Below are 15,605 nucleotides of genomic sequence, written 5' to 3' on the forward strand. Positions count from 1 at the left end.
CCTATCAGCCGGGACGACGGGGGGAAGCGGGACGGTGCGTCACGGCCCGCGGTCCTCCGTCAGCTCTCGCAGGCGCGCCTCCTCGACGGCATCCAGGCCGGCATCGGGCACCGGGCGTTGACGCGTGATGTGGACACCCGCGACCCCCATCCCCAGCGCCAACAGCGCGAGGGGCGCGATCCACAGGATCAGGTTCGCCCCGTCGGTCGTCGGATTCAAAAGGACGTACTCGCCATAGCGGTCGACGACGAAGTCGATCACCTCGGCGTCGGTGTCGCCCGCCACCAGCCGTTCGCGCACCAGCAGCCGCAGATCCCGGGCGATGCCCGCGCTGGATTCGTCGATGCTCTCGTTGCGGCAGACCAGACAGCGCAGCCCCTTCGACAGGTCGCGGGCGCGCTCTTCGAGAACGGGATCGTCCAGGACCTCGTCGGGCTCGACCGCCGCCGCGGGCACGGCCGCCAGAAGCAGCGCCAGGACCAGCCCCCTCATTCGGCGGGAACCGGCGCGGGGCCTGCGGGCGCCTTGCGCGCACCGGCCGCGATGCGCCACCGGCGGTCGGTCAGGCTGACCAGCCCGCCCAGCGCCATCAGGATCGCGCCGCCCCAGATCCAGTTGGCGAAGGGCTTGATGTACACTCGGATGGCCCAGCCGCCACCCACCTGCGGATCGCCGATCACGGCATAGACGTCGCGCGTGATGCCGTTGTCGATCCCGGCCTCCGTCGTGGGCATCCGCGCCACGGGATAGATCCGCTTCTCCGGTCGCAGGACGCCGATGGGTTCGCCGTCCTCCCAGGTCGACAGCGTGGCGACGGTCGCGACGTAGTTCGGCCCCTCCACCCGGTCGACGGCGTCCAGGGTGACCGTCACGTTCCCGACCGTCAGGCTGTCCCCGATGTCGAGCGCCTCCAGGCGTTCCTGCTCCCAGGCCGTCAGGGCCGCGACGCCGAAGATGGTGACGCCCAAGCCCGCATGGGCGACCGCCTTGCCCCAATCCGCCCGCGGCAGGCGGGTCAGGCGCGACAGGCGGTTGGACCATGCCCCCCGGCCCGTCCGGGTCAGCAGGTCGACCGCCGCGCCGACGACCAGCCACACGCCCAGCGCGGCCCCCAGGGGGCCGCCCGCGGACCGTCCCGTCTGCATCGCCCAAACCAGCGCCAGCACGGCGAGCGACAGGATCAGAACGGGGATCACGGGCTTCAGAGCCTTCGCACGGCCGCGCTTCCAGGGCATCAGCGAGCCCATCGGGACGAGGATCGCGGTGGCGATCACGAAGGGGGTGAAGGCGGCGTCGAAGAAGGGCGGCCCAACCGAAAGCGTCCGATCGAACGCCATCTCCGCGACCAGGGGCCAGATCGTCCCGACGAACACGACGAAGCAGGACACGGCCAGCAGAAGGTTGTTCGCCACGAGCGCCGATTCCCGGCTGACTACGCCGAACACGCCCTTCGCCTGCATGACCGGGGCGCGCACGGCGTACAGAAGCAGCGCGCCGCCGGTGAACACGCCCAGGATCACCAGGATCCAGACGCCCCGCTCCGGGTCGTTGGCGAACGCGTGGACGGACGTGATGACCCCGGATCGCACGATGAACGTCCCCACCAGGCTGAATCCGAAGGCCAGGATCGCCAGAAGGATCGTCCAGGCCTTCAACGCCTCGCGCTTCTCGACCACGATGGCCGAATGCAGCAGCGCCGCGGCGATCAACCAGGGCATGAAGGACGCGTTCTCGACCGGGTCCCAGAACCAGAACCCGCCCCAGCCCAACTCGTAATACGCCCACCAGGATCCCAGCGCGATGCCGATGGTCAGGAACAGCCAGGCCGCCAGCGTCCAGGGCCGGACCCACCGGCCCCAGGCGGCGTCCACCCGGCCTTCGATCAGCGCGGCCACGGCGAACGAGAACGCCATGCTCAGGCCCACATAGCCGAGGTACAGGAACGGCGGATGGAACGCCAAGCCGGGATCCTGGAGCAGCGGGTTCAGATCCTCGCCGTTGAAGGGCGGGACCTCCAGGCGGATGAACGGGTTCGACGTGAACAGGATGAACGCATAGAACGCGACGCCCACCGCGGCCTGCACGCCCAGGACGCGGGCGCGCAGCGTGTCGCGCAGGTTGCCGCCCCACACGGCGGCGGCGGCCCCGAACACCGCGAGGATCAGCACCCACAGCAGCAGCGACCCCTCGTGGTTCCCCCACACGCCCGTCACCTTGTACAGCATGGGCTTGTCGGTGTGGCTGTTCAGCACGACGAGGCGCAGGCTAAAATCGCTCGTCACGAACGCATAGGTCAGCGCCGCGAAGCTGAACGCGACCAGCACCGCCTGCACGATGGCGGCGGGTTCGGCCACGGCCATCCAACCCGACCAGCGGTTGTGCGCCCCCACCATGGGCACGATGGTCTGCGCCACCGCCACCGCGAAGGCGAGGATCAGGGCGAAGTGGCCGAGCTCGACGATCATGGGAAGGGTATAGGGGGCCCGGGGGGGAACGCCAACGGGGCGCGGCCGGGGGCCGCATCACGTCTCCGGGTGCCGCGAAACGTTCGCCCCGGCGTGACGAGGCCCGAAGGCCTGGCCACCCGGTCGGTGCTCCTGACACGGACCGCCGGGCGGAACCCGGCGATCACGCGACGCGATCGAATGGCTCCGCGGATGTCAGTCCCCGGATCGGCCGCGCAGCCATTCCGCCAGGGCCGGGTTGTCGTCGGAGGCGGGGTCGGTGGTGCCGCCCTTGGTCTCGATCGTCAGCGCGGCGCCGGTGTCGATCCCGTACTCGTCGGACTCGCGATGCCAGGCCGACAGACGCGGTCGCGGGGTCGGAACGCCCGGGGTCCGGCGGTAATGAAGCTCCCGCGCGCCGAAATAGAAGCCGACGATGGCGCCCAGCAGCCACCACAGGGGCTCGGGCACCAACGCCAACCCTTCCATCCGGTGGCCGAAGCTGGCCGGGTCCACCATCGCGAACACGAACAGGCCCAGCGTCCCGAAGGCCAGCAAAGGCCGCGGCAGCCGGTTCAGCCCGTCGATGGTGGCGTCGAACCACGTTCGCGTCGGATGCGCGAACTCGTGGCCCAACTGATCGAGCGCCGCGCGCTGGGCGGCGAACTCCAGCGCCTGTCCCTCGGACGCGTCGGCGCGGAACACGCGGCTGACGCCGCGCACCGTGTCGCCGATGCGGGCCACGGCGGTCAGGGGCGCGGACAGGTCCATCACGCCCAACCCGCGACGCGGGCCCCATGCTGCGCGTCGGTCAGATGGAAGCGGGGCGAGATGAACTCCTCCGCACGGGTGATCCAGCCCCCCTTCCCGCCATCGCGGCGCCGCGCGAACTTGCGCGATCGCGGCCGGCGGTCCGCCAGATCGTAATAGTAGTTGCGTCGCGCGATCCCATAGGCATCCACGATATGGCCCGGCGCGGCGTCGTGGGCGGCGTGGACGCCACGGACCGTCAGGGGTCCGATCACCCCGTCGGCGGCCAACGGATGCCCCATCCGGGTCGCGAGCCGTTGGAGGATCTTCACCGCGTTCGCGCCCGCGTTGACGTACATGTCGAACACGCTGGGGTGCAGCGGATCGGGCAGCGCGTCGACGCGCACCCGGTGGAAATAGTGGTCGACGAAGATCTCCAGCGCCTTCGTCCGGTCCAGGCGGCGCACGTCCGCCGCGTCGACGTCCCCGTCGCCGTCCAGATCCAGGCCGAGGCCCCGCATGGTATGGATCGTCACGCCATGGTTCGTCGCCCCGCCGGGATCGTCCGGATCGTTCACGTATCCACCCTCGCGGGCGACGATGGCTTCCGCGATCTGTCGTACGGTCTGCATGGTCCTGCTCCGGGAATTACGAGTCCAGGGGCCGGACGGTCCGGCGGAGCGGTTAAGCCCCGATCACCGTACGATGGTCCTTGCGAACTGGTCCAAGTTGGACCACGTAGTATCCCGATCCGGCACGAAGGACGGTCCGATGCGGATGAAGATCGCCGAAGCGAAGGCCAAGCTGTCGCAACTCGTCGCCGCAGCCGAAGCGGGCGATGACGTGGTCATCATGCGGGGGAACAAGCCCGTCGCGCGGTTGACGGGTCTGTCTGTCGATGGCCGGGACACGGCCGTGGCGGATTCGGCCGTTCCCCCGGCAGCGGGCGAACGCCCCTGGATGCAGTTCGTCGGAAGCCTGGGTCACCTGCGACACGACATGCCGGATTTGACCGAACCGGGCGTGACGGATGCGGAGGTCCAAACGTGGCTGGACGACCCGAATGAATGACCTCGGGCGATCCGACGATCCCGCCCTGCTACTCGACACCCATGCCTTCGCCTGGCTGGCGGCGGCGCCGGACCTGCTCGGCGAACGCGCGCGCGACGCGATCGAACGGGCGGGTTCCATCGCCTACAGCACGGCGTCCCTCTACGAGATCGGCTTCAAGGTCCACCGGGGGCGTTGGGACTCGATGCGTCCGGTCCTCCCGACCCTGCCCGAGCGGGCGCGACGATCGGGGATCGGACAAGTCGAGGTTTCCGCGGAAATCCTGTCCGAGGCGGCAAGGCTGGATTGGGACCACGGCGATCCGTTCGACCGGATCCTGTCCGCGACGGCCACGCTTCGCGGTGAGATCCTGGTCACCCGGGATCGCTCCCTCCACGAAAGCCCGTTCGTCGCGACGATCTGGTAGGTCCCCTACCCCTCCGCGGGCTGATACACGCCCTGCTCCTTCAGGGCCTCGATCACCTCGACGGGCATGTAGGTCTCGTCGTGGCGGGCCAGGATCTCGTGGGCTACGAACGTGCCGTCCACGTAGCGGCCCGTCCCGACCATGCCCTCGCCCTCCCCGAACAGGTCTGGCAGCACGCCTTCGTAGGTGACCGGAATGGACGCGCCGCCATCGGTGACGTTGAACACGACCTGCGTGCCCCGCCCCCGCACTAGGGTCCCGTCCTCCACCAGACCGCCGATGCGGAACACCTCCGCCGCCGCGGGGGGCGCTTCGGCCACCTGGCTGGGCGAGCGGAAGAACGCGATCCCGTCGCGCATCGCATAGCCGACCAGCGCGCTCGACCCGGCCAGCAGCACGGCCGCGATGGCGACGATCTGGATGCGGCGGGTCTTGCGAAGGCTTCTCATGGCGCGGCCTCGAAGGTCAGGGGACGGCGCAGGAACTGCGTGGCGCGGGCCGACACGCGGTCCGGATCCCCGGTGGTCATCATCGCGGCCGTCCCGCCCAGGGCGAAATGCGGCCTGCGCGACAGATAATCGGCCAGGCTGTCCGCGACAATGTCCGCCTGGCTGAACACGGTCACGTCCCCGCCCAGCGCGCGGCGGAAGCTGTCGGCGACCAGCGGGTAATGCGTGCATCCCAGGATCGCGGCCTGGGGATGGGGCATCTTGCGCTTCAGCGCGTCGACGTGGCTGCGCACCAGCGCGTCGGCCAGGATCATGTCCCCGTCCTCGATGGCGTCCACCACGCCCGCGCAGGCCTGCGCCTCGACGTCCACGCCCACGGCGCGGAAGGCCAACTCCCGCTGGAAGGCACGGCTCGCGACCGTGGCGGGCGTGGCGAACAGGGCGACCTGATTGACCGCCACCTCGCGCGGGGGGGAGTTGTCGCCCCAGCCGCGTTCCGACAGGGCCTCGATCAGGGGCACGAACACGCCCAGGACGCGCTTGCCCTGCGGCACCCCGTCCTCCTGCATCCGGCGCAATGCCGCGGCCGACGCCGTGTTGCACGCCAACACGACCAGATCGACCCGGTCCCACATCGCATGGACGGCGCGGACGGTCAGGGCATGGATGTCGTCCATCGTGCGCACGCCGTACGGGGCGTGCGCGCTGTCGGCGTAATACAGGAGCGGCAGGTCCGGCAGGCGCCGCCGGACGGCATCCCATACGGTCAGGCCACCCAGGCCGCTGTCGAAGATGCCGACGCTCATCGTGATGGTCCCCGCTGCTGGCGTGGGGAATAGGGCGCCGGGCGGGGCCTTGTCCATCCGGGGCCCGTCCGGGCGATCGCTGCCAGGACATCGCACGGCACGATCCAGGCCACACCGCGACGGAACCCCACGAACGAAGAAGGCGCCCCGTGGGGCGCCCGCGTCGTCACCACCGATCCAAAGGGATCAGGTGTTCTCCTTGATGAACTTGACCGCGTCGCCGAAGGTCTGGATCGACTCCGCGGCGTCGTCGGGAATCTCGATCCCGAACTCTTCCTCGAAGGCCATCACGAGCTCCACGGTGTCCAGCGAGTCGGCGCCGAGATCGTCGATGAACGAGGCGTTCTCCTTCACCTTGTCCTCTTCCACGCCCAGATGCTCGACCACCTTCTTGCGGACGCGATCCTCGATGTCGCTCATGTCTGTACCTCGTATGGCGGCCCGAAGGCCCTGTATCGATCGACCGTTCCGGCCTGTGCGCGGCCTATATCATGGGGGTCCGCGATGGCAAATGCTATCGCGGGGTCCCCGATTCCGGCAGCGGAACCGCGGATCGGACGCCTCAGACCATCGCCAATCCGCCGTTCACGTGAAGGACCGTTCCCGTCACGTAGGCCGCCTCCGGGGACGCCAGGAACACGGCGGCGGCGGCGATCTCCTCGGGCGTGCCCATGCGACCCGCGGGCACCTGGGCGTCGATCTTGCCCCTCTGGTCGTCGGTCAGCTTGTCGGTCATCGCCGTCGCCACGAAGCCCGGCGCGATCGCGTTCACGGTGATCCCGCGCGACGCGACCTCGTGCGCCAGAGACTTGCCCATGCCCACCAGACCGGCCTTCGACGCGGCATAGTTCCCCTGCCCGGGATTGCCCGTGGCCCCCACGACGGACGACACGTTCACGATGCGGCCCCACCGCGCCTTCATCATGCCCCGCAGGACCCCCCTGGACAGCTTGAAGGCGGCGGTCAGGTTCACCGCGATCACGCCGTCCCATTCGTCGTCGGACATGCGCAGGAACAGGTTGTCGCGCGTCACGCCGGCATTGTTCACCAGGATGTCGACCGACCCCATCGCGGCCGCCGCGTCCTTCGGCAGGGCCGTGACCGCGCCCGCGTCCGACAGGTCGCAGGGCAGGACGTGGACCCGGTCGCCCAACTCCCCCGCAAGCGCCTTCAGCGGGTTCTCGCGCGTGCCGGACAGGCCCACCACGGCACCCCGGCCATGCAACGCGCGCGCGATCGCGGCCCCGATGCCGCCCGACGCGCCCGTGACCAGCGCGGCCTTTCCCGAAAGATCGAACATCAACCCTCTTTCCCCTCGTGCAAGGACTCCAGCGCAGCCGCGACGTCGTCCGGCGTGCCCACGCTGCGCGTGGCGATCGAGCGGTCGATGCGTCGCACCATGCCCGACAGGGCCTTGCCAGCCCCGATCTCCCACGTCTCGGTCACGGCGGCGGCGGCCATGGCAGCCACGCTCTCGCGCCATCGGACCGCACCGGTGACCTGCCGAACCAGCAGGTCGCGGATCGTGGCCGCGTCCGTCGCGGGCGCCGCGGTGACGTTCGCCACGACGGGCACGACGGGGTCCCGGATCTCGACCCGGTCCAGCGCGTCGGCCATGGCCTGCGCCGCCGGTGCCATCAGCGCGCAGTGGAAGGGGGCGGAGACGGGCAGCATCACGGCGCGCTTGGCGCCCGCCGCCTTGGCCAGCTCCACCGCACGTTCGACCGCCGCCGTGTCGCCGGAAACGACCACCTGCGCGGGATCGTTGTCGTTCGCGGCCTCGCAGACCCCGTCCCCCGAAGCCTCGGCCGCGATCCCGCGCACCGCGTCCGCGTCCAGGCCCAGAAGCGCCGCCATCGCGCCCCGCCCCGCCGGCACGGCATCCTGCATGGCCTCGCCCCTCAGGCGCAGCAACCGGACGGCATCCTCCAGCGACAGCGATCCAGCAGCGACTAGCGCCGAATACTCACCCAGCGAATGTCCGGCCACCATCGCGGCATGGGTCGCGACGGACAGGCCGCCCGCCTCCAGGGCCCGCAGGGCCGCGACCGACGTCGCCATCAATGCCGGCTGGGCGTTGCGCGTCAGCGTCAGCGTGTCCTGCGCACCGTTCCAGATCAGCCCCGATAGGTCCTCGCCCAAGGCGGCATCGACGGCGTCGAAGACGGCGCGGGCCTCCGGATGGGCGAAGGCCAGATCCCGTCCCATCCCGATGGTCTGCGCCCCCTGCCCCGGAAAGACGAGTGCACGTGTCATGGTTTCCTCCGCCGTCCGGGACCTCGCGCGGGCACCTAGCGCGCGGCGGACGGGGTCGCAATCGTCGCGGATCACGCACCGTGGTTGTGCGCAGGTCGCGGATGACCGACGACGCAGGACGTCCTAGGTTCGAGCACGTACCGCGTCACAGGGGTTCCGCCATGATCGCCGCCACCCGCCGGACCGAAGCCACCAACACCGTCCGGACCTATGGCTGGGTTGAACGCGCGTTCCATTGGACGATCGCCGCGCTGATGCTCACGGTGATCCCCCTGGGCGCGATCGCCTACCGGATGCCGGTGCAGACCGATGCGCAGATCGAACGGGTCGTGCTGCTCTTCAGCGCGCACAAGACCGTGGGCCTGGCAATCTTCTTCGTGGCCCTGGCGCGCATCCTGTGGGCCCTGTCGCAACCCCGGCCCCGCCCCCTGCACGGCGGGTGGGAAGGCAGGCTCGCCGCCGCGGTGCATTGGCTCCTCTACGGCAGCCTGGTGATCGTGCCGCTCCTGGGCTGGACGCATCACGCGGCGGCCACGGGCTTCGCGCCGATCTGGTGGCCCTTCGGCCAGACCCTGCCGTTCGTGCCCCGGGACCCGGACCTGTCCGCCACCTTGGGCACGCTGCACAAGACGTTCAACAAGGTGCTGGTCGCCGCGCTGATCCTGCACGTCGCGGGCGCGATCAAGCATGCCGCCGTCGACCGCGACGCGACGATGGCCCGGATGTGGCGCGGCACCGATCCGGGACCCCTGCCCGAACGGTCCCGCGGCCACGCCCTGCCCGCCGTCGTGGCGCTGGGCGTCTGGGCCGCGACCCTCGGCGTGGGCCTGGCCCTGGTGCCCCAGGGCGCGCAGGCGGTGGGCGGCGTGGCGCAGGTCGACGCGCCGGCGAACTGGACCGTGGAGGACGGCACCCTGTCCATCACCGTCACGCAACTGGGATCGGCCGTCACCGGCAGCTTCGCCGATTGGCAGGCGTCGATCGACTTCGACGACGCCACCGGCACGGGCGCGGTCGAGGTGTCGGTCGCCACCGGGTCCCTGACCCTGGGGTCGGTCAGCGGCCAGGCGACGGGGGACGAGTTCCTGGCCTCCGGCGCGTTCCCCACCGCGACCTTCGCCGCCGACATCGCGCCCGCCGAGGACGGAACCGGCCACGTGGCGGAGGGCACGCTGACGATCCGCGACGTCGTCGTCCCCGTCACGCTGCCCTTCGACCTGGACGTGGAGGGCGACACCGCCACGATGTCCGGCAGCACCGACGTGGACCGCCGCGACTTCGAGATGGGGCAGGCCTATCCCGACGAATCGAACGTCGGCTTCGGCGTCACGATATCCGTCGAGCTGACCGCCCAGCGGGGCGACGGCGCCGTCCCGGCCAGCTGACGGGCTTCGGGGAAGCGCCCACGTCGAGGCGATCGACGCCGCGCAGGCCATGCCCAAAGGAAAGGGCCGCCCGGCAGGGCGGCCCATCCGAAGCGGGTGCGAAGGTCGTCAGCGTCGCAGCAAGGTGGCCCCGCCCGCGACCAGCAGGGCGGCCAGCACGGCCTTGACCGCGTCGCCCAGAAGGAAGGGGTACATGAAGGCGCCCAGCATCGCGCCCGCGTCCATCGAAGCCCAGCCCGCCTCGATGCCCACCGCGCCCGCCACCGCGAAGGGCCAGGCCAGACCGAAGACATAAAGGACGGCGGAGGCCAGCAGCGCCGCCGCGATCATGGCGACCAGGCCGCGCCCCGCCGCCTGCCCCGCGATCCAGGCCATCGCGACGAAGCCCACCAGGAAGCCCGCCGTGGGTCCGGCGAAGGCCACGCCGTTCCGCATCCCCGTGAAGACCGGTAGACCCGCCAGCCCCTCGAGGAGGTAGAGGACCACCGTCGCCGCCGCCAGGGTCGGACCGAACGCCAGCCCGATTGCCAGCACGGCCAGCGTCTGCAGGGTCATCGGAACCGGGAAGAACGGGACCGAGATCTGCGCCGCCACCGCGATCAGCGCGCTGCCCGCGACGGCCGCGGCAATCTGCTTGGGCCAGGTCATCCGGCCCAGGGCCAGGGTCGTCAGGGTCATGTCCACCACTCCATGCGTTTGGGCGGCTTTTGCCGCCCCGTGGCGGGCGGTGTCAACTTGTGCCTGGACCCTTCGCATGCGACGCACGCGGCCATGACCCGACCCGACCTCGCACTCGTCACCGGCGCCTCCCGCGGATTGGGGGCCGCGGTCGCGGAACGCCTGGCGTCGCGCGGAACGCACGTCCTGGCCGTGGCCCGCACGCAGGGCGCGTTGGAGGAACTGGACGACCGCATCCAGGCCGCGGGCGGACAGGCGACGCTGGCGCCGATGGACGTGACGGATGCGGGCGCGATGCAGCACCTGTGCCGCTCGATCTACGACCGGTGGGGCAAGCTGCCGCTTTGGGTCCACACGGCCGTAGAGGTCCCGCCCCTGTCGCCCGCCGTCTCGATCCCGGAACGCGACATGGCCAGGGCGGTGGACTGCAACGTCACCGCGCTGTCCCGCCTGATCGCGTATGTCGCGCCGCTGCTGCGGGCCGCGGGCGGGGGGACGGCCGTGTTCTTCGACGACGACCGCCCGATCAAGTTCGCCGGCGGCTATCTGGCCACGAAGGCCGCGCAGCGGGCCATGGTCCAGGCCTGGCAGGCGGAGGCGACGACCGACGGCGCGACCGCCGTCCACCTGCTGACCCCGCGCCCCATGCCCACCGCCCTCCGCGCCCGCTTCCACCCCGGCGAGGACCGCGCGAAGCTGGCGACCTGCCCGGCGGAGGCGGCGCGGTTGATGGGTGACGTGGGACTGTAGCACCGTGTTACGCTCGAGGCGCGGAGCGTTCGATCCGTCAGGGCGAACGTTTAACAGTGCCGTTCGCCGGCGCAATCTTCTTCGGCTTAAGGGACATGGCAGCCGCCCGCTCAACGAACCGTCCATGTAGACCAGATCGGGGAACACTCTGTTCCCAGGCATTGCGAGTAAGTCCGGACTTATCGACCCGGTAGGTCCTCGCACCGCTTACCGATCTAATGTCGCTAACCGACGCATCCCACGATGCAAGCGGTTCTAGAACGATCTCCTCGGCAGAAGGATTGCCTTGGCGCGGATCGACGTCCGAAAGGCGAACCAACGTCCGCCCCTGCACCAGAAGCATGCGGATCATACTCTGCACCCCAGCGGCGAGCTGCTCTTCTTCCGATAGTGCGATGTATTCTTCGTATGTCATCGATCAGATCCCGAATGCACTTCGGAACGTAGCGAGGAAACCAAGACGTTTCAATTTCTCGTCCACCGGATCCGACGGATCGGGCGGACGGATACTGCCCACTGCGACCTCGAATGCGTTCCCAACCTTGGTGGTCAGAAACATGACCTCATACCCGTGGAGTTCCCTTATACGAATACCGGCCACTTCCCGATCGCGGGGCGAGAACGCCACCTCCTGCAGGTTCTTTCCAATCGCCTCCACAACCCGTTCGGACAGCCCGAACTGCGCGATGTCGAACTCCGCCTGCTCCGTCGTCACCACCCGCACGGGCAGTCCACGCTTCGCGAAATATGACGTCCGCGCGGCCACCCTACCGCTCCGGGATCAGCCCCCTCGGGCTGAACCGCAGCACCAGCAACAGGATGACCCCCATGGTCAGCAGGCGCATGTGGGCCGCGGCCTCCTGCAGATGGGCCTTCAGCCACGTGCCGTCGGCCATGCCGGCGGTGATCAGGTCCATCAGGCCCCCGCCCAGCGGTTCGACCTGGACCCACAGCCACCACACCAGGAAGCCGCCCAGCACCGCGCCGAAGTTGTTGCCCGACCCGCCCACGATCACCATGACCCAGATCAGGAACGTATAGCGCAGCGGTTGGTACGACGACGGCGTCAGCTGCCCGTCCAGCGTCGTCATCATCGCGCCCGCCAGACCGCAGACGGCCGATCCCAGCACGAAGACCTGCAGGTGCCGCGCGGTGACGTCCTTGCCCATCGCCTCCGCCGCGACCTCGTTGTCGCGAATGGCGCGCATCATGCGGCCCCAGGGCGAGGCCAGCGCCGCCTGCGCCAGCCACAGCAGGATCAGCAGAACCACCGTGAACAACCCGGCATAGGACAGCTTCACCGCCAGCGACGACGCCGTCACGACGTCCACGCCCAGGCCGGCGGCGCGCTCCTGGAAGTCGGCCGATTGCTGCAGGTCGATCTCGTACGGCACGGGTCGCGGCAGGCCGATCACGTTCTTCACGCCGCGCGACAGCCAGTCCTCGTTCTTCAGCACGGCGATCACGATCTCGGCGATGCCCAGCGTCGCGATGGCCAGGTAGTCCGACCGCAACCCCAGCGCCGTCTTGCCCACCAGCCAGGCGGCCCCCGCCGCCAGCAGCCCGCCCACGGGCCAGGCCAGCAGGATCGGCAGGCCCAGGCCACCCAGATACCCGCTGACGGCCGGGTCCACGGCTTCCACCCGCTCGACGCCTCCGTCATAGACGGCGCGGTACACGAAGAACCCCGCCAGCAGGATCGCGGCCACGGCCCAGCCGCGATAACGGCCCAACCGCGACCAGGCCAGGATCGCCGCCACGATGGTCGCGGCCCCCAGGACCAGCCCCGTCAGCACCCGCACGCCGCCCGCCGCCCAGGCCTCGCCCGTGGGGGGCATCGACACCAGCACCGCCCCCAGGCCGCCCAGGGCGACGAACCCCATGACGCCGACGTTGAACAGCCCGGCATAGCCCCACTGCATGTTCACGCCCAAGGCCATGATCGCCGACACCAGACCCATGTTCAGGATCGTCAGCGACACGTTCCACGACTGAACGAAGCCGGTCCCGACGAACAGGAGCGCCACGAGGCCGAACAGCAGGATGCCACGCGTCGTCATACCGATCTCCCCGCGAACAGACCCGTCGGACGGAACAGCAGCACGACCAGCAGGATCACGAAGCTGACCGCGAACTTGTAGTCGGTCGACAGCAGCTGCACCAACCCCTCCGGCTCCAACGCTTCCGGCAGGGCGTATTCCAGCACCTTCTTCAGCGGATAGGTGATCGTCACCTCGGTGAAGGCGATCAGGAAGCCGCCCGCGATCGCGCCCAGGGGGTTGCCCAGCCCACCCACGATGGCCGATGCGAAGATCGGCAGCAGCAGCTGGAAGTACGTGAACGGCTTGAACGACTTGTCCAGCCCGTACAGCGTGCCCGCCACCGTCGCCAGCGCGGCCACGATCAGCCAGGTGATGACCACGACCCGTTCGGGGTCGATGCCCGACAGCAGCGCCAGATCCTCGTTGTCCGAATAGGCCCGCATCGACTTGCCGGTCCGCGTCCGGTTCAGGAACCAGAACAGGGCCGCCACCACGATCACCGCCACCACGACCGTCAGCGCCTGGCTGGACCGGATGGCCAGGCCCTCGTCCAGCCCGGTCATGTCGCGGAAGTCGCGGGCCGAGATCAGGAACCGCGCCCCGTCCGCGAAGCGCTGGTCGTCCGGCCCGATCACGAAGCGCACCAGGCCGTTCGTGATGAACATGACCCCCAGCGACGCGATCACGAAGATCACCGGCACCGCCTTCTTCGCGCGATAGAACCGGTACACGACCCGGTCGGTCCCAAGCATCAGCAGCGCGGTCGCGGCGATCCCAAGGGGCAGCGCGATCAGCGCCGTGGGCAAGGGCCCAGCCGACACCCCGGCGGCCTGCAGGCCCCAGGTCCCCAGGATCACGACCATCGTGCCGAAGGCCATCGTGTCCCCATGCGCGAAGTTCGAGAACCGCAGGATCCCATAGATCAGCGTCACCCCCAGCGCCCCCAGCGCCAGCTGCGCGCCATAGGCCGTGGCCGGCACGATCACGAAGTTCGCCAGGGTGACGAAGGCGTTGAGAAGGTCCATCAGTTCCCCGCGTGATATGTACAGGACCCGGTCCATTGCGACAGAACAAATTGCCCGACAAACTGAGTATGGCGTGAATGGACCGCCGTGCCGTCGTTCAGAATTGAAGTCGCTTGCACGGTGCCTGCCGTAACCGGCTCGATGAACGACACGGCTGCTTCGCCTATGACCGGATATACGTTCACTAACCCTTGATTTCCTTGCATGTATGCGTTGCCACGCCCACTGTCCTCTACAAAGAATGTCAGGTTCATCCTGCCGGTATCGCACTTTCCCGCGTAGCACTCGCTCGTAAATTCGCATGCCCAAGACACCGGTGCCGCGGATACGAATTGCGGTAGCGAGGCAATCAGGATCCATGGCATATATTTACTCAAAGTGATGACTCGCATCGTCCGGGGAAGACGCCGCGCAGGTGGGCGCCCTCGAATTGCAACAGATCGGCCCCGCCATCGGGCGCGACCGACAGCACGATCGCCGTCGCCCCGACCCCGGTGCGCCATTGCGCGACCGAACCGCCTCCGTCGTCGCGGAACAGCGTCAGCGCCTCGCCGAACAAGTCCGCGCTCAGACGACCCGACGCCCCCGCCGCGGATACTGGCATGACGATCACCGGCGGGTCCACCGCGCGGCTGTCCGCCGGAACGGTGGCGAAGGTGCAGGTCGCACCGGCCAACAGCATCGCCGCGGCACTCACTCCGCAACCTCGCAGAGACCGGTATAGGTGATCGCCATGCCGGATCCTGGCAGATGGACGGTCGACCATGCGCCCGTAGCCGTCCAACTCAGACCATGGCTGTCCCTGCTATCGCCCGAGAAGGCGGTGACGTTCGCAGGCAACGCGCCCCGGACGTTCGAGTAGAGACCAGCGAACGTGCCGAAATCGGTCACCAGTTCCGCACGGCCCGCCGCCGGGTCCGTCTCGACACCGACGGCGAACGCCGTCTCAGCACAGGGCTCGCCGGGGATGCACTCCGACACGAAGGCGCATTCCATCGCCCCCGCCGTCGCCGGCACGATCAGCGCCGCAGCGCAGGCGATCCGTTCGATCCGTCCTAGCATGTCGTGACGATCTCACCGATGCCGTGGTCTATGGTGGGTCCCTGGCAGGGCCAGGCGTCCCGGTCCACCCGCGCCGCCTCGACGTTCACGCGCGCGGCCTGCACTGCATAGTCGACGACGCCGGGGCAGGACCCGACATAGGATGGCGGCTCGTTCCGGAGGAACGGGGTCGTCGTGACGCGCAGGGCGCCGTCCTCGTCGGTAGAAAACGACCCCATGGCGGCTGACCCCGCCGATCCGAACACGGCGAGCGTCGCCTCGAACGGATCCGGGTCGATCGCCGTCAGATGCCCGATCCGGCCCGACCCGATCGCCGCGGCCGGTCGGTTCTCCGCATAGCCGAACCGGACGGGCAGCGACCGCTCCGACGGGGAACGGCGCACCTCGCACGACAGCACCGTCGTGAAGGCGGCCTCCGGTATCGGGACCGCGCCGCAGGCCGATGCCACGGACACGGCGAATGGGAGCAGGGCGCGCACCA

Annotated in this window: 21 protein-coding genes; 4 read left to right on the forward strand and 17 right to left on the reverse strand. The window is 69.4% G+C overall.

The annotated features are described in order from the left end of the window. Positions 1 to 39: 39 nt before the first annotated feature. The 4 genes from P0084_RS10540 to P0084_RS10555 form a co-directional block, all read right to left on the reverse strand. Positions 40 to 492, reverse strand: coding sequence for a cytochrome c-type biogenesis protein (locus tag P0084_RS10540; protein ID WP_308916805.1), 453 nt, complete (start codon positions 490 to 492; stop codon positions 40 to 42). After that, positions 489 to 2,465 carry a heme lyase CcmF/NrfE family subunit gene (locus P0084_RS10545; RefSeq protein WP_308916806.1) on the reverse strand — a complete coding sequence of 659 codons (1,977 nt, stop codon included), beginning with the start codon at positions 2,463 to 2,465 and terminating at the stop codon, positions 489 to 491. Before P0084_RS10545 ends, P0084_RS10540 begins: the two co-directional genes overlap by 4 nt. Before the next feature lie 195 nt (positions 2,466 to 2,660). Continuing rightward, on the reverse strand, positions 2,661 to 3,215 hold the full coding sequence (locus tag P0084_RS10550; protein WP_374213637.1) for a holin family protein: 555 nt from the start codon (positions 3,213 to 3,215) through the stop codon (positions 2,661 to 2,663). Then, entirely contained in the window at positions 3,215 to 3,826 is a 612-nt protein-coding gene (locus tag P0084_RS10555; RefSeq protein ID WP_308916808.1) for a holin-associated N-acetylmuramidase, read from the reverse strand. Before P0084_RS10555 ends, P0084_RS10550 begins: the two co-directional genes overlap by 1 nt. A gap of 139 nt (positions 3,827 to 3,965) precedes the next feature. Between P0084_RS10555 and P0084_RS10560 the strand changes: the two genes are divergently transcribed. Then, a complete protein-coding gene (locus tag P0084_RS10560; RefSeq protein ID WP_308916809.1) occupies positions 3,966 to 4,265 on the forward strand; it encodes a type II toxin-antitoxin system Phd/YefM family antitoxin in 300 nt (99 codons plus the stop codon). Then, positions 4,258 to 4,671, forward strand: coding sequence for a type II toxin-antitoxin system VapC family toxin (locus tag P0084_RS10565; RefSeq protein WP_308916810.1), 414 nt, complete (start codon positions 4,258 to 4,260; stop codon positions 4,669 to 4,671). The genes P0084_RS10560 and P0084_RS10565 overlap by 8 nt, the downstream gene beginning before the upstream one ends. Positions 4,672 to 4,676: 5 nt before the next feature. Here the strand turns inward: P0084_RS10565 and ccmE are convergent, their stop codons facing one another. The 5 genes from ccmE to fabD form a co-directional block, all read right to left on the reverse strand. Further along, positions 4,677 to 5,120, reverse strand: coding sequence for a cytochrome c maturation protein CcmE (gene ccmE / locus P0084_RS10570; protein ID WP_308916811.1), 444 nt, complete (start codon positions 5,118 to 5,120; stop codon positions 4,677 to 4,679). After that, complete coding sequence (locus P0084_RS10575) at positions 5,117 to 5,926, reverse strand: glutamate racemase (RefSeq protein WP_308916812.1); 810 nt, start codon at positions 5,924 to 5,926, stop codon at positions 5,117 to 5,119. The genes ccmE and P0084_RS10575 overlap by 4 nt, the downstream gene beginning before the upstream one ends. A 186-nt stretch (positions 5,927 to 6,112) precedes the next feature. Then, the gene (locus P0084_RS10580) at positions 6,113 to 6,346 is read right to left on the reverse strand and encodes an acyl carrier protein (protein ID WP_308916813.1); all 234 of its coding nucleotides are present in this window, start codon (positions 6,344 to 6,346) and stop codon (positions 6,113 to 6,115) included. Between the two features lie 142 nt (positions 6,347 to 6,488). Further along, positions 6,489 to 7,226 (reverse strand): 3-oxoacyl-[acyl-carrier-protein] reductase, encoded by a 738-nt coding sequence (gene fabG / locus P0084_RS10585; RefSeq protein WP_308916814.1) that lies wholly within the window; start codon positions 7,224 to 7,226, stop codon positions 6,489 to 6,491. Beyond that, positions 7,226 to 8,182 carry an ACP S-malonyltransferase gene (gene fabD, locus P0084_RS10590; protein ID WP_308916815.1) on the reverse strand — a complete coding sequence of 319 codons (957 nt, stop codon included), beginning with the start codon at positions 8,180 to 8,182 and terminating at the stop codon, positions 7,226 to 7,228. Before fabD ends, fabG begins: the two co-directional genes overlap by 1 nt. Positions 8,183 to 8,343: 161 nt before the next feature. On the opposite strand from fabD, the gene P0084_RS10595 reads away from it, so the two are divergent. Then, positions 8,344 to 9,567, forward strand: a complete 1,224-nt coding sequence (locus P0084_RS10595; protein ID WP_308916816.1) for a cytochrome b/b6 domain-containing protein — start codon at positions 8,344 to 8,346, stop codon at positions 9,565 to 9,567. Between the two features lie 108 nt (positions 9,568 to 9,675). Here P0084_RS10595 and P0084_RS10600 read toward each other — a convergent pair whose 3' ends face one another. After that, entirely contained in the window at positions 9,676 to 10,245 is a 570-nt protein-coding gene (locus P0084_RS10600) for a biotin transporter BioY (protein ID WP_308916817.1), read from the reverse strand. A 93-nt stretch (positions 10,246 to 10,338) separates the two neighbouring features. On the opposite strand from P0084_RS10600, the gene P0084_RS10605 reads away from it, so the two are divergent. Then, positions 10,339 to 10,995 (forward strand): SDR family NAD(P)-dependent oxidoreductase, encoded by a 657-nt coding sequence (locus tag P0084_RS10605; RefSeq protein ID WP_308916818.1) that lies wholly within the window; start codon positions 10,339 to 10,341, stop codon positions 10,993 to 10,995. Between the two features lie 37 nt (positions 10,996 to 11,032). On the opposite strand, the gene P0084_RS10610 is transcribed toward P0084_RS10605, so the two are convergent. The 7 genes from P0084_RS10610 to P0084_RS10640 form a co-directional block, all read right to left on the reverse strand. Then, positions 11,033 to 11,410, reverse strand: coding sequence for a hypothetical protein (locus tag P0084_RS10610; protein WP_308916819.1), 378 nt, complete (start codon positions 11,408 to 11,410; stop codon positions 11,033 to 11,035). 3 nt (positions 11,411 to 11,413) lie between these two features. After that, positions 11,414 to 11,761 (reverse strand): hypothetical protein, encoded by a 348-nt coding sequence (locus P0084_RS10615; protein ID WP_308916820.1) that lies wholly within the window; start codon positions 11,759 to 11,761, stop codon positions 11,414 to 11,416. A 1-nt stretch (position 11,762) separates the two neighbouring features. Further along, positions 11,763 to 13,055, reverse strand: a complete 1,293-nt coding sequence (locus P0084_RS10620; RefSeq protein ID WP_308916821.1) for a branched-chain amino acid ABC transporter permease — start codon at positions 13,053 to 13,055, stop codon at positions 11,763 to 11,765. Further along, positions 13,052 to 14,062, reverse strand: a complete 1,011-nt coding sequence (locus P0084_RS10625; RefSeq protein WP_308916822.1) for a branched-chain amino acid ABC transporter permease — start codon at positions 14,060 to 14,062, stop codon at positions 13,052 to 13,054. Before P0084_RS10625 ends, P0084_RS10620 begins: the two co-directional genes overlap by 4 nt. A 373-nt stretch (positions 14,063 to 14,435) precedes the next feature. Continuing rightward, positions 14,436 to 14,759, reverse strand: coding sequence for a hypothetical protein (locus P0084_RS10630; RefSeq protein WP_308916823.1), 324 nt, complete (start codon positions 14,757 to 14,759; stop codon positions 14,436 to 14,438). After that, entirely contained in the window at positions 14,756 to 15,124 is a 369-nt protein-coding gene (locus P0084_RS10635; protein ID WP_308916824.1) for a hypothetical protein, read from the reverse strand. Before P0084_RS10635 ends, P0084_RS10630 begins: the two co-directional genes overlap by 4 nt. Beyond that, positions 15,118 to 15,603 carry a hypothetical protein gene (locus P0084_RS10640; protein WP_308916825.1) on the reverse strand — a complete coding sequence of 162 codons (486 nt, stop codon included), beginning with the start codon at positions 15,601 to 15,603 and terminating at the stop codon, positions 15,118 to 15,120. Before P0084_RS10640 ends, P0084_RS10635 begins: the two co-directional genes overlap by 7 nt. Positions 15,604 to 15,605: the final 2 nt, after the last annotated feature.

The organism is Jannaschia maritima (assembly GCF_030973515.1).
GTDB classification, from domain to species: Bacteria; Pseudomonadota; Alphaproteobacteria; order Rhodobacterales; family Rhodobacteraceae; genus Jannaschia; species Jannaschia maritima.

What these genes read in the sequence shown, in the direction of transcription:
- P0084_RS10555 (WP_308916808.1), bottom strand. Translation starts at nt 3,826, where the DNA reads ATGCAGACCGTACGACAGATCGCGGAAGCCATCGTCGCCCGCGAGGGT.
- P0084_RS10580 (WP_308916813.1), bottom strand. Translation starts at nt 6,346, where the DNA reads ATGAGCGACATCGAGGATCGCGTCCGCAAGAAGGTGGTCGAGCATCTG.
- P0084_RS10545 (WP_308916806.1), bottom strand. Translation starts at nt 2,465, where the DNA reads ATGATCGTCGAGCTCGGCCACTTCGCCCTGATCCTCGCCTTCGCGGTG.
- P0084_RS10560 (WP_308916809.1), top strand. Translation starts at nt 3,966, where the DNA reads ATGCGGATGAAGATCGCCGAAGCGAAGGCCAAGCTGTCGCAACTCGTC.
- P0084_RS10550 (WP_374213637.1), bottom strand. Translation starts at nt 3,215, where the DNA reads ATGGACCTGTCCGCGCCCCTGACCGCCGTGGCCCGCATCGGCGACACG.
- P0084_RS10575 (WP_308916812.1), bottom strand. Translation starts at nt 5,926, where the DNA reads ATGAGCGTCGGCATCTTCGACAGCGGCCTGGGTGGCCTGACCGTATGG.
- P0084_RS10540 (WP_308916805.1), bottom strand. Translation starts at nt 492, where the DNA reads ATGAGGGGGCTGGTCCTGGCGCTGCTTCTGGCGGCCGTGCCCGCGGCG.
- fabD (WP_308916815.1), bottom strand. Translation starts at nt 8,182, where the DNA reads ATGACACGTGCACTCGTCTTTCCGGGGCAGGGGGCGCAGACCATCGGG.
- P0084_RS10565 (WP_308916810.1), top strand. Translation starts at nt 4,258, where the DNA reads ATGAATGACCTCGGGCGATCCGACGATCCCGCCCTGCTACTCGACACC.
- P0084_RS10625 (WP_308916822.1), bottom strand. Translation starts at nt 14,062, where the DNA reads ATGGACCTTCTCAACGCCTTCGTCACCCTGGCGAACTTCGTGATCGTG.
- P0084_RS10595 (WP_308916816.1), top strand. Translation starts at nt 8,344, where the DNA reads ATGATCGCCGCCACCCGCCGGACCGAAGCCACCAACACCGTCCGGACC.
- P0084_RS10610 (WP_308916819.1), bottom strand. Translation starts at nt 11,410, where the DNA reads ATGACATACGAAGAATACATCGCACTATCGGAAGAAGAGCAGCTCGCC.
- P0084_RS10605 (WP_308916818.1), top strand. Translation starts at nt 10,339, where the DNA reads ATGACCCGACCCGACCTCGCACTCGTCACCGGCGCCTCCCGCGGATTG.
- fabG (WP_308916814.1), bottom strand. Translation starts at nt 7,226, where the DNA reads ATGTTCGATCTTTCGGGAAAGGCCGCGCTGGTCACGGGCGCGTCGGGC.
- P0084_RS10600 (WP_308916817.1), bottom strand. Translation starts at nt 10,245, where the DNA reads ATGACCCTGACGACCCTGGCCCTGGGCCGGATGACCTGGCCCAAGCAG.
- ccmE (WP_308916811.1), bottom strand. Translation starts at nt 5,120, where the DNA reads ATGAGAAGCCTTCGCAAGACCCGCCGCATCCAGATCGTCGCCATCGCG.
- P0084_RS10635 (WP_308916824.1), bottom strand. Translation starts at nt 15,124, where the DNA reads ATGCTAGGACGGATCGAACGGATCGCCTGCGCTGCGGCGCTGATCGTG.
- P0084_RS10620 (WP_308916821.1), bottom strand. Translation starts at nt 13,055, where the DNA reads ATGACGACGCGTGGCATCCTGCTGTTCGGCCTCGTGGCGCTCCTGTTC.